The 12,807-nt window shown below is 71.3% G+C and carries 5 protein-coding genes (1 of these 5 running past the window's edge); 4 read left to right on the forward strand and 1 reads right to left on the reverse strand.

Annotated features, from left to right (window positions below):
- The 3 genes in view from AAG801_RS19415 to AAG801_RS19425 are tightly spaced (each overlapping or abutting the next) and all read left to right on the forward strand, a layout consistent with a single transcriptional unit that may run on beyond the window.
- Positions 1 to 6,459, forward strand: partial view of a type I polyketide synthase gene (locus tag AAG801_RS19415; RefSeq protein ID WP_341889823.1) — the 3' portion only. 12 nt of this gene lie to the left of the window's left edge; only the last 6,459 of its 6,471 coding nucleotides appear in the window; its start codon lies beyond the left edge, outside the window; the stop codon is at positions 6,457 to 6,459.
- The gene (locus AAG801_RS19420; RefSeq protein ID WP_341889824.1) at positions 6,456 to 7,358 is read left to right on the forward strand and encodes a DMT family transporter; all 903 of its coding nucleotides are present in this window, start codon (positions 6,456 to 6,458) and stop codon (positions 7,356 to 7,358) included. The genes AAG801_RS19415 and AAG801_RS19420 overlap by 4 nt, the downstream gene beginning before the upstream one ends.
- The gene (locus AAG801_RS19425) at positions 7,355 to 11,563 is read left to right on the forward strand and encodes an amino acid adenylation domain-containing protein (RefSeq protein ID WP_341889825.1); all 4,209 of its coding nucleotides are present in this window, start codon (positions 7,355 to 7,357) and stop codon (positions 11,561 to 11,563) included. The genes AAG801_RS19420 and AAG801_RS19425 overlap by 4 nt, the downstream gene beginning before the upstream one ends.
- Before the next feature lie 33 nt (positions 11,564 to 11,596).
- On the opposite strand, the gene AAG801_RS19430 is transcribed toward AAG801_RS19425, so the two are convergent.
- The gene (locus AAG801_RS19430) at positions 11,597 to 12,268 is read right to left on the reverse strand and encodes a tetratricopeptide repeat protein (RefSeq protein WP_341889826.1); all 672 of its coding nucleotides are present in this window, start codon (positions 12,266 to 12,268) and stop codon (positions 11,597 to 11,599) included.
- Positions 12,269 to 12,537: 269 nt separating this feature from the next.
- On the opposite strand from AAG801_RS19430, the gene AAG801_RS19435 reads away from it, so the two are divergent.
- On the forward strand, positions 12,538 to 12,807 hold a 270-nt coding region (locus AAG801_RS19435), incomplete at its 3' end, for a hypothetical protein (RefSeq protein WP_341889827.1).

The following is a 12,807-nucleotide window of genomic DNA, read 5'->3' on the forward strand; positions in this document are numbered from 1 at the left end:
CGCCAGCCCGACCATGCCGCGCTGCTCAAGCGCGCCCTGCTCGCCATCGACCAGCTCGAGGCCAAGCTCGCTGCGGTCGAGCGTGGACGGCGCGAACCGATTGCCATCGTCGGCATCGGCTGCCGCTTCCCGCAGGGCGCCGACACGCCGGAGGCCTTCTGGGAGCTGCTGCGCAGCGGCACCGATGCGGTCACCGAAGTTCCACCGGAACGCTGGGACGTCGACGCCTTCTACGACCCCGATCCCGACAAGCCCGGCAAGAGCTACACGCGCTGGGGCAGCTTCGTTCGCGATGTCGACCGCTTCGACCCGGCGTTCTTCGGCGTGTCGCCGCGAGAAGCGGTCAGCATGGACCCGCAGCAACGCCTGCTGCTCGAAGTCGCGTGGGAAGCGCTCGAACACGCCGCGATCGCACCCGCGTCACTGGCTGGCAGCGCCACCGCGGTCTACGTCGGCATCACCACCCACGACTACGCGATGCAGCTGGCCGAGGCGGTCGGTTCGCGCAACGGCGATGCCTACACCCCCTCGGGCACGGCGCACAGTGTCGCCGCCGGACGCCTGTCGTACGTGCTCGGCCTGCACGGCCCGAACGTCGCCATCGACACCGCCTGTTCCTCATCGCTGGTGGCCATGCACTGGGCGCTGCAGAGCCTGCGCAGCGGCGAGGCCGACCTGGCGCTGGCCGGCGGCGTCAACCTCACGCTGACGCCGGACGGCTCGGTGCTGACGTCGCGCGCCCGCATGATGTCCTTCGACGGCCACTGCAAGACCTTCGACGCCTCGGCCGACGGCTACGTGCGCGGCGAGGGCTGCGGCATGCTGGTGCTCAAGCGCCTGAGCGACGCGCAGCGCGACGGCGATCGCGTGCTGGCGGTGGTGCGCGGCTCCGCACTCAACCAGGACGGGCGCAGCAGCGGCCTGACCGCGCCGAACGGCCGGGCACAGGAGGCGGTGATTCGCGCCGCGCTGTCCAGCGCCGGGCTCAAGCCTGCCGAGGTGAGCTACGTCGAGGCGCATGGCACGGGCACGCCGCTGGGCGACCCGATCGAGATCAAGGCGCTGAACGCCGTCTACGGCGAACGGCCTGCCGAGGCGCCACTGCTGGTCGGCTCGGTGAAGACCAACATCGGCCACCTCGAGGCGGCAGCCGGCATTGCCGGCGTCATCAAGACCGTGCTGGCGCTGCAGCACCGCACCGTGCCGCCGCACCTGCACCTGCGCAACCCGAACCCGCTGATCGACTGGGCGGCCTGTGCCGTGCGCATACCCACGCAGGCCACGCCATGGACCAGCGAGGCTGCGCCGCGCCGTGCCGGCATCAGTTCGTTCGGCTTCAGCGGCACCAATGCGCACGTGATCCTCGAGGAGGCACCGCCCGCCGCCGCCGTGCCGGAGCAGCCCGGCGCGCAGCCGCTGCTGCTGTCGGCACAGACCCCGGCAGCGCTGAGTGCGCTGGCCGGGCGGCTGTCGGAGGCGCTCGGCGCGCCACAGCCGCCGTCGCTGGACCGCGTTGCCGCCACGCTGGCCCTGGGCCGGTCGCACCTCGTCGAACGCTGCGCATTCGTGGCCGCCGATCTCGCCGATGCTCGCGACAAGCTCGCCGCGCTGGCCGCCGGCGACATGCCGGCGGCCGCGGCGCGCGGCCGCAGCGCCAGTGGCGCGCCGGAGATCGTCTTCCTCTTCACCGGCCAGGGCGCGCAGTACCCGGGCATGGCGCGCGGGCTCTACGAGGCCGAGCCGGCCTTCCGCGCCGCGCTGGACGACTGCGCCCGTGTCCTCGATGGCGAGCTGCCGCGGCCGCTGCTGGAGGTGGTCTTCGGCGTCGACGACGCCGCGGCCGCAGCGCTCGACGACACCGCCTTCACCCAGCCGGCCCTGTTCGCGGTCGAGTACGCGCTCAGCCGCCTGTGGCGGCACTGGGGCGTCGAACCGACGTCGGTGATGGGCCACAGCGTCGGCGAGTTCGTCGCCGCCTGCGTGGCAGGCGTGTTCGCGCTCGACGACGCGCTGCGCCTGATCGCCGCCCGCGGCCGGCTGATGAGCGCGCTGCCGCGCGACGGCGGCATGGCGGCAGTCTTCGCCGACGAGGCGCGCGTGCGCGAGGCGCTGCGCGGCCATGAGGCGGTGCTCTCGGTGGCAGCCACCAACGGCCCGCAGAGCACGGTGATTGCCGGGCGCAGCGACGCGCTCGCCGAGGTGCTCGCGCAGCTCGCCGCGGCCGGCGTCGAGACGCAGGCGCTGAAGGTCTCGCACGCGTTCCACTCGCCGCTGATGGATCCGATGCTCGACGCCTTCGAGCGCCTCGTCGCCGCCACGCCGCGCAGCGCGCCGCGCATCGGCGTGCTCTCCAACCTGAGCGGCCGGCTCGCCGGCGAGGAACTGACCGAGCCGGGCTACTGGCGGCGCCACGTGCGCGAGGCCGTTCGCTTCGCCGAATCGATCGACACCCTGCAGAAGGATGGCTATCGCCTGTACCTCGAGATCGGCCCCATGCCGACCTTGCTGGGCATGGCGCAGCGCTGCGAGGTTGCCGCCGACAGCACCTGGGTGGCTTCGCTGCGCAAGGGCCGCGACGACCGCGCCGCGATGCTGGAAGCCGCAGGCGCCCTGCACGTGCTCGGCGTGCGCCTCGACTGGCCCACCGTGCTCGGCGCCGACGCGCGCCGCCGCCGTGACGTGCTGCCGCGCTATCCGTTCCAGCGCGAACACTTCTGGCAGGACCTGCACGGCGGCATGGCGGCACGTCACTCGCTGCAGGCGCTGCGTCAACCGCACCCGATGCTCGCCGGCCTGCTGCCCAGCCCGCTGCCGCTGCTGTGCGCCGAGATCGGCCTGCCGACCCATCCCTGGCTGCGCGACCACCGCATCTTCGATTTCACCCTGTTCCCCGGCACCGGCTACCTGGAGCTGGCGCTGGCCGCCGCGCGCGAGTTGCCCGGCGCGCCGGCAATGGCCGTGCACGGCCTGGAGATCCGCGAGGCGCTTCGCCTGCAGGACGAGCAGTCCGTCGAGCTGCAGGTGCTGGTCAGCGCAGGCGCCGACGGCACGCAGCAGGTGCAGGTCCACAGCCGCGCGAACGATGCGGCCGCATCGCCCTGGCGCCTGCATGCCCTGTGCACGCTGGCCCCCGTGGACGGAGCGGCCGCCCCGGCCGAACCGCTGGACGCGCTGCGCGCGCGCCTGCAGGTGCGCGTCGACGCCACCGACTACCAGGCCCGACTGGAGCGCCAGGGGGCGCACTACGGGCCGGCGTTCCGCGGCCTGGTCGAGATCTGCCGCGAAGGCGGCGAGGCGCTCGGTCGTGTCGAACTGCCCGAGGCACATCGTGACGATGCGGCGGCGATGTCGCTGCACCCGGCGCTGCTGGACGCCTGCTTCCAGCTCGTCGGCGCCGCGCTCGACTGGTCGGCAGACGATGGCAGCGAACTGTGCGTGCCCACAGGGCTGGGCGAATACCGCCTGCTGCGCCCGGGCATGGCCGCCGGCTGGTGCCACGCGCGCGTGGCCGCCGCGGCCGATGATCCGGGCCTGTTCCGTGCCGATCTGCTGCTCTATGCCGACGACGGGACGGTGATCGCGCGGTTGCAGGGGCTCGAACTGCGGCACACCACCCGTGCCGCGCTGGAGCGTGTGCTCGGCGGCGGCGCGCCGCGCGACTGGCTGTTCGAGACCACCTGGCCGGCCCAGGACGACAAGGCCGAGCCGGCGCCGCTGCCCGGCGGCCGCTGGCTGCTGCTGGCCGATGGCGACGGCGTGGCCGACGGACTCAGGGTGCAGTTCGAGCAGGTGGGCGCGCAGTCGATCCGCGTCCGAGCCGGCACCGCGCTGGCGACCGACGGCACGGACTGGACCCTGGACCCGGAGCGCGCCGACCACTGGCGCACGCTGCTCGGCATGGCCGCCTCGGCAGGCATTCCGCTGGCCGGCATCGTCGTGCTGTGGGCCACGCAGGCGCACGCCGCGCCGGCGAGCGACATCGCCGCCGTCGAAGCCGAACAGCGTCGCCTGCTCGCACGCTGCCTGGCCCTGGCGCAGGGCGCCACCGACACGTCCGCACGGCTGTGGTTCGTCACGCGCGGCAGCCAGTCGATTGCCGGCGAAGCGCCGGACCTCGTGCAGGCGCCGGCATGGGGCCTGGCGGGCGTGCTCGCCGCCGAACTGCCGGCACTGCGCTGTGCACGCGTCGATCTCGACCCCGCCGCCGGCGCCGACGCGGCGGCCTCGCTGTTCGAGGTGCTGCGCCATGCCGGGGCCGAGGACCGGATCGCCGTCCGCCAGGGACGTCGCCTCGTCGCCCGGCTGACACCGTCGACCGCAGCGCCGGCGCACGAGCGGCCGCTGTGCCTGGAGATCAGCGAACGGGGCACGCTGGAGAACCTGGTCCTGCGCGAATCGCCTCGCCAGCCGCCCGCGGCAGGGCAGGTCGAGATCCGTGTGCAGGCCACCGGGCTCAACTTCCGCGACGTGCTCAATGCGCTGGGCATGTATCCCGGAGACCCCGGTCCGCTGGGCAATGAGTGTGCCGGCGTGGTCAGTGCCGTTGGCGCAGACGTCACCGAGTTCCGACCCGGCGACGCCGTGGTCGCGATGGTCGACCGCAGCTTCGCCACCTGGGTGACGGCCCCCGCCTCGCTCACCGCCCACAAGCCGGACAGTCTCGGCTTCGCCGAGGCGGCGACGATTCCCGTCACCTTCCTGACGGCGCAGTACGCGCTGCGCGACCTCGCCCGCATCAAGAAGGGCGACCGGGTGCTGATCCACGCGATCACCGGCGGCGTCGGCATGGCGGCGCTTCAGTTGGCCCTGCGCGCCGGTGCCGAGGTGTTCGGCACCGCCGGCACGCCGGCCAAGCGCGCGCTGGCCAAGGCACTGGGCGCGCACCATGTGGCCGACTCGCGCTCGCTGAGTTTTGCCGACGACGTGCGCCGCGCCAGCGATGGCCAGGGCGTGGACATCGTGCTGAACTCGCTGGCCGGCGACTTCATCCCCGAGAGCCTGAAGCTGCTGCGCCCGGGCGGCCACTTCGTGGAGATCGGCAAGACCGGCATCTGGGACGCAGCGCGTGTCGCCGCCGAGTTCCCGGGCCGCCACTACCACCCGCTCTACCTTGGCGAGATCGCCGCCGCGCGCCCGCTGTTCGTGCGCGGCATGCTCGAGGAGATCCTTGCCGACATCGGCAGCGGTTCGCTGTCCGCCCTGCCGATGCGCTGCTACCCGTTGGCGCAGGCGGAACAGGCGTTCCGCTTCATGGGCCAGGGGCACCACACCGGCAAGATCGTCATCACGCAGACACCGGTGCCGGACGTGCGCGGCGATGCGAGCTACCTCGTCACCGGAGGGCTCGGCGGCCTCGGCCTGGCATGCGCGCAGTGGCTGGCCCAGGCCGGTGCGCGGCACCTGGTGCTGCTCGGCCGCCGACCGGCCGGCGAATCGGCACGTGCGGCCATCGACGCCCTGCGCGACGACGGCTGCGCAGTCGAGGTGGTTGCCGGTGACGTGGCCGACCGCCATGTCGTCGACGCGCTGCTGCAGCCACGTGCCGGCACGCCGCCGTTGCGCGGCATCGTGCATGCCGCCGGCTCTGTCGACGACGGTCTGCTCGCCGAGCTCGACATGTCGCGCTTCGATGCCGTGATGGCGCCGAAGGTGCGCGGCACCTGGAACCTGCATGCCGCGACGGCCGGTCGCGCGCTCGACTTCTTCGTCACCTTCTCGTCGGGCGCGGCGCTGCTCGGCTCGCCCGGGCAAGGCAACTACGCCGCCGCCAACGCCTACATGGATGCGCTGGCGCACGCACGCCGCGCGCAGGGCCTGCATGCGCTGAGCATCAACTGGGGCAGTTGGTCCGACGTGGGCATGGCCGCGGCAGTCGACCTGCAGCACCGTCGCCGCTGGGAGGCGATGGGCCTGGCGATGATCGCGCCGCAGGACGGTGTGCGCATGCTCGAGCAGATGCTGCGCGCCAATCGCCATGCGCAGGCCGCGGCGCTGCCGCTGGTGCGCTCGCGGCTGGGCAGCGACCTCAGCCCGTTCTTCGCGCTGCTCAAGCCATCGGCATCGACGCCGCGGCCCGGCATTGCCGCAGCGCCGGCGGCGGCGCCGGTCGATCTGCGCCCGCGCCTGGCGCAGGCCGGATCGCCGGCGGAGCGCCGCAGCCTGATGGCAGAGTTTCTCGCCGGCCAGGTCGTCAAGGTGCTCGCCCTGCCGAGTTCCGCACCCGTCGACCGGCAGCGCTCGCTGATGGACCTGGGCATGGACTCCCTGATGGCGATGGAACTGCGCAACCGCATCCAGTCGGCCACCGCGCTGCGCGTCGCCGTGGCGGACCTGCTCAAGGGGCCGAGCATCGACAGCTTGGCCGACGACCTGCTGCAGCAGTTCGATCCCGCGCAGGCCGGCCCGCCGCCCGACGCGGGCACGGCCAGTGCCACCGGCTGGGAGGAAGGCACGCTGTGACCGGTTCAGCCGCGCAGCCGTTCATGCTGATGCTCGCCTTCGCGACGGCCTGGGTGCTGCTCGAGGAGGTGGTCGGCGCACGCCTGCAGGCGCACTACCCGCTGCTGCAGATCGTCTGGTGCCGCTATGCCGCTCATCTGGTCATCCTGCTCGTGCTGTTCGGCTGGCGCGAGCCGGTGCGGCTGTGGCGTACGCGGCGGCCGGTGTTCCAGTTGACGCGCTCGCTGCTGATGCTGGTCATGCCGCTGAGCTTCGCCCTGTCGCTGGGCGCCGGGCTGGACGGCGCCGTGGTGTGGGCACTGTTCTGGTGTGTGGCGCCGCTGCTGATGCTGGCCGGCGCACGCTGGTGGCTCGGCGAAGCGGTGCCAGCGCTGGCCTGGGTCGCGGCCGCCGCAGGCGGCATGGCGGCGCTGCTGCTGTTCTCGCCCGCGCCGCCGCAGGCGGTCACGCGCCTGGTGCTGCCGCTGGTGATGGCCTTGTCGTTCGCCGCCTATGTGCTCATGACCCGCGGATTGCGCTTCGAGGACGTGCGCGCGAACCTGTTCTATACCGCCTTCGGCGTGTTCGCCGTGCTGACCCCGTTCATGCCGTCGATGTGGGTGGCGCCCGGCGCGCACGACGCGCTGGTGCTGATGGCCATCGGGGCGGTCGGCCTGCTGTCGCTGCTCGCGCTGGACCGTGCCGCGGCGCTGGGGCCGCTCGGCCTGAGCACACCGGCGCTGACGGCGCACCTTCTCGCGTTGATCGCGGTCGGCTGGGCGCTGGACGGCCATGCGCCGACGCGCCGGGCCGCGGTTGGAGGATTGATGCTGATCGGCGTGCTGTGGTACTTCTGGCGGCGGCATGCGTCGGCCGTCGCCGGCGCGCCGCCGCAGGCTGTCGAAGAAGGAACAAGGTGAACATCGGCGCGTTGATCGAACAGCTCGAAGCGCAGGGCTTCGAGTTCTGGCACGAAGGCAACCGGCTGCGTTTTCGCGGGCCGCGCGGCGGACTGGACGCGGCGCAGCGCGCCGCGCTCTCGGCCGGGCGCGACGAGGCCATCGCCTGGATGCGCGAGCGCGAGCGCCGGCAGGTTGTGCACGCGCCGCTGTCGTACGGGCAACGATCGCTTTGGCTGGTCCATCAGGAGCATCCCGAGAGCGCGGCCTACAACGTGGCCTTCGTCGTCTCGGTGCGCTCGACCATCGACCGCAGCGCACTGACCAGCGCGCTGCAGGCGCTGAACGACCGTCACGCGGTGCTGCGCACCTGCTATGCGCTCGAGGCCGGGCGGCCGATGCAGCACATCGCCGGTGAAGCGACGGTGGCGCTGGACTGGGTTGCGTTGCCGAGTTGCGACGACACGACCCTGCGCCGCAGCGTCGAGGCCGACTATCGTCGCCCGTTCGACCTCGAACGCGGCCCGGTGTGGCGGACCAGCGTGTTCAGCCGCGGCGACGACGACCACGTGCTGATGATCTGCGCTCACCACATCGCCGTCGACGGCTGGTCGCTGTTGCTGATGCTCGACGAACTGCGTCAGTTCTACGCCGAACAGACCGGCGGCGCGGCCGTCGCGCTGCAGCGCCCCGAGCAGACCTATGCCGACTACGTGCGCTGGCAGGCAGCGATGCTCGACAGCGAGCCCGGCCAGCGGCTGGCCGAACGCTGGATGGCGCGGCTGGCCGCGCCGCGCGCCGAACTGGAGCTTCCGGCCGACCACCCGCGCCCGGCGCGCAAGTCGACCCGGGGCGCGACCCTCGACTTCCACCTCGAGCCGGCGCTGAGCGACCGGCTGCAGCAACTCGCGCGCGACGAGGGCACCACGCTGTTCGTGATCCTGCTGGCGGCGTTCAAGGTCCTGCTGTACCGCTACACCGGCACCGACGACGTGATCGTCGGAACGCCGACCCTCGGCCGCGACCAGGGTGCCTTCGATCGCACGCTGGGCCACTTCGTCAACCCGGTGCCGCTGCGCTCGCGCCTCAGCGCCGGACAGAGCTTCCGCGATCTCGCGCGTCAGGTGCGGCAGACGCTGCTCGATGCGCTCGACGACCAGGAGTACCCGCTGGCACTGATGGTCGAGACGCTGCACCCGGTGCGTGATCCGAGCCGCTCGCCGCTGTTCGAGACGTTGTTCGTGCTGCAGCGCTTCGAGCAGTTCCGTGACCTCAACGAGCTGCTCTCGGCAGGACCGGCAGCCGGGTTCAGCGACTTCGGCGGCCTGCGCGTGCGCCCCTGGCCGCTGCAGCAGCAGGAGGGGCAGTTCGATCTCGGGCTCGGCCTGGTCGAACGCGAAGGCCGGCTCGGCGGCGCGATCAAGTACAACGCGGACCTGTTCGACGAAGGCACCGTCGCCGCGCTCGCGGCCCACTATGGCGAGCTGCTGCGCAGCATCACCGCCGACCCGGCGCAGGCGATCGGCCAGCTCAGGATGCTGGGCAGCGCCGAGCGCGAGGCGCTGATCGCCGGCGCGGGCCGCGACCTCGAGCCGGGACCGGCACAGACACTGCACGCCCGCTTCGAGGCGCAGGTCGCCTTGCGCCCGCTCGCCACGGCGCTGAGCTGCGACGGCGAGCGCCTGGACTACGCCGAACTGAACCGGCGCGCCAACCGTGTCGCGCACCGCCTGCGCACCATGGGCGCGAGCCGCGGCACGATCGTCGCGCTGTTTGCCGAGCGCTCGATCGAACTCGTCACCGGGCTGCTGGGCATCCTCAAGGCAGGCGCCGCCTATCTGCCGATCGACCTGTCCTACCCGGCAGATCGGGTCGCCTTCATGCTGCAGGACGCGGCCGCGCCGGTGATCGTCACGCAGCGAGCCTTGCTCGAGCGGCTGCCGGCGCATGGGGCCGCGGTGCTGTGCCTGGACGACAGTTCGCTGGGCTCGGCGCCCGATGGCAATCCGGAGCCGTCGTGCGGACCGGACGATCTGATCTACGTCATCTACACGTCGGGCTCGACCGGCCAGCCCAAGGGCACGCTGCTGACCCACCGCGCGGTCGATCGGCTGATGAGCGCCACCCAGCCCTGGTATGGCTTCGGACCGGACGATGTGTGGACCCTGTTCCACTCGGTCGCATTCGACTTTTCGGTCTGGGAGATCTGGGGCGCGCTGGTGTACGGGGGACGGCTGGTCGTCGTGCCCTACCTGGTCAGCCGCTCGCCGCAGTCCTTCCTCGAGTTGCTGCACGACGAGGGCGTGACCGTGCTCAACCAGACGCCGTCGGCTTTCCGCCAGCTGGTACAGGCCGACGTCGCAGCCGGCACGGCACGCGAGACCCAGCTGCGCCACGTGATCTTCGGCGGCGAAGCACTCGAACTGCAAAGCCTGAGGCCATGGTTCGACCGGCATGGCGATGTCCGACCGTTGCTCGTCAACATGTACGGCATCACCGAGACCTGCGTGCACGTGACCTACCGGCCGATCCGCGCGGCGGACCTCGAGCGCGGCATGGGCAGCGTGATCGGCGAGCCGATCCCCGACCTGCGCGTTCACGTGCTCGATGCGGCGCGCGAACCCATGCCCGTCGGCGTGGTCGGCGAGATGTACGTTGGTGGACCCGGGCTCGCGCTCGGCTATCTGAACCGGCCCGAGCTGACCGCCGAACGCTTCGTCGCCGATCCGTTCCGCCCCGGTGAGCGGCTCTACCGCACCGGCGACCTGGCGCGGCGGCGGCGCGACGGCGAACTCGAGTACATCGGCCGCATCGACCTGCAGGTGAAGATCCGTGGCTTTCGCATCGAGCTCGGCGAGATCGAGTCCGCGCTGTCCCGCCACGAGCATGTCTGCCAGGCCGCCGTGGTCGCACGCGATGACGACAGCGGCGTTCGCCAGCTGGTCGCGTACGTGGTCACAGACCGCGGCGCCAGCGTCCCGGCAGCGCAGTTGCGCGAGCGCCTGCGCGAGACGCTGCCCGACTACATGGTGCCTGCGGCCTTCGTGTTCCTCGACACGCTGCCGCTGACCAGCAACAACAAGGTCGACGTGCGTGCGCTGCCGGCTCCGGTGCCGGGCGTGGCCTCCGCGGCGGCGTCGGCCACCGAGCCACGCAACGTGCTCGAGTTCCAGCTGCTGGCCCTGTGGCGTCAGGTGCTCGGCAACGACCAGCTCGGCGTGCACGACAACTTCTTCGACCACGGCGGCCATTCGCTGGTCGCCGTCGAGCTGCTGTCGCGCATCGAGCAGGTCTATGGCCGCAAGCTTCCGCTGGCCACGCTGTTCCAGGCGCCGGCAGTGGCGCAGCTCGCCGAGCTGCTGTCACGCTCGGACTGGCAGGCCTCCTGGCGCAGCCTGGTGGCCATCAATCCGGTCGGCACAGCCACGCCGATGTTTCTCGTGCCCGGCGTCGGAGGCAACGTGCTGATGTTCGGCAAGCTGGCCAAGCTGCTCGGCAACGACCAGCCGGTGTACGGGCTGCAGGCCCGCGGCCTGGATGGCAAGGAGGAACCGTTCCGCAGCATCGCCGAGATGGCGGGAAGTTATGTCGATGAGATCCGCAGCGCCCGCCCGCATGGCCCCTACCTGATTGGCGGCACCTGCACCGGGGGCGTGATCGCCTACGAGGTCGCGCAGCGCCTGGTCGCGCAGGGCGAGCAGGTCCAGCTGGCACTGCTGGAGACCTGGCCCCCGGTGGTGGCGCGTGCACAGAGTTCGCCGATGCGCTGGATCTGGCCGATCAAGTACCTCGCCCTCAAGCTGCTCGGCTACCTGCGCGAGATGGCAGGCATGAACTGGCGGCGCTGGCCCGAGTTCGTGCGCGCCAAGCTGCGCACGGGGCGGGGCCTGCTCGACGTCGGCCTGAAAGGCACGCTGGAAGGCAGCGACTACTACATCGAGAAGGTCGTCAGCGCCACACTGCACGCCGTGGCGAACTACGAACCGCGGGCCTATCCCGGCGAGCTGCTCAACGTCATCGCCATCGAGCGTCCACTCCCTCCCGGGGCCGTCGACCTGCGGCGCGAGTGGGAGAAGCTGGCTCAGGGGGAGAGCGAGGCGGCGATGGTGCCGGCGGAAGATTCCGGCCGACTCTTCATCTCACCGCACGTGGAGGCGGTTGCGGCGCTGCTGCGCGCGCGGGTCGGGCGGCTGGGCCAGCCGCGCCAGGTGGGCACGTCCGGCTAAGAGGGCGGTGCGGTGTCTGCACGCGCCGCAGCCTCAGTTGCGCGGCGCTGTTCCCGCACCCAGAGCCGACAGTCGCCTGGTCAGGGCCGGCGTATCGGGAGCGGCCTTCAGGCCAGCCTCGAGCACCTCGCGCGCCTTCGCAGTCGCCCCGGTGTTGCTGTAGTGGTCGGCCAGGCGCGCATAAGGCGGCCAGTAGTCCGGCTTGAGGTCGATGGCCTGTTCGAACAGGTAGACCGCCACCGGGAAGCGCTCGAGCAGAATCAGGTTGTCGGCCTTGCGCGTGAGGATTTCCGGCAGCAGCACGAAGTCACGCGGCGATCGTTCGATGACGTAGTCGAACTCGAGCAGCGCATCGTTCAGGTAGAAAAGCCTGCTCTGCCGGCTGCGAGACAGAAGCACGGCCCGGTTCGTCTTCATCAGGCCGAAGCAGTAATGGTGGATGTGCTCGAAGGTGTCGCCCAGCGTGGCGCGCCAGGCGTCCGTCTTCTGCCGATCCGCGCCACCGGGCACCTTGGCGCGGAAGTAGTGCGTATAGGCGCAGTACGGCGGCAGCATCGCGACTTCGCGCGGATCGAAGGAATCGATCGTGTCGGGATAGCCCGGGATCGGGGCCTGGCACCAGCCGGCCGCGGCGGTACACAACAGCGCCACGCCGACGAGCGCACGCCGAAGGCTGCAAGAGCGTTCTGGACGACTGCCGTTCAAGGTTCGACTCTCCTGTTCATGGACACGTCCACCACGGGGCGCGCCCAGCTACAACCCGTCATCTTGCCTGCAGATCGTGGTCGGACAGACTTCGTTGCACAGTCGTTCCGCTGGTTTCCACCTCATTCAAGGGGGGACAAATTTCATGACCCGAGGCCCGTGGGGGGGCGCATCGATGATGCCAGCTGCCAGAATCCGGGCTCCTCCCGGGCGACGGTCGATCGGTCACGAAGCAGCCATCGAGTCGTCGCCGCCCCATTGCGAGCCACATGCCAACGACCATCTCCGTCTACGAATCGTTCGACGCGATACCCGACGCGGTCCGCTCGGCATTGTCGTTTCCTGGCCAATCGAACTTCTTCCTCTCGCTCGACTGGTTCGAACTGTTGCAGACCACCGCGATGGCCGACACCGTGCGCCCGCGCATCTACGTGCTCGGCGATGCCGACGGCGGCGTCAAGGCAGCGCTGTTCTGCTGCCGCCCGCAATGCGCCGGGCGGCGCGAGCTGCGCAGCCTGAGCAATTTCTACACGATCGAG

It is taken from the genome of Variovorax sp. YR752 (assembly GCF_943372545.1).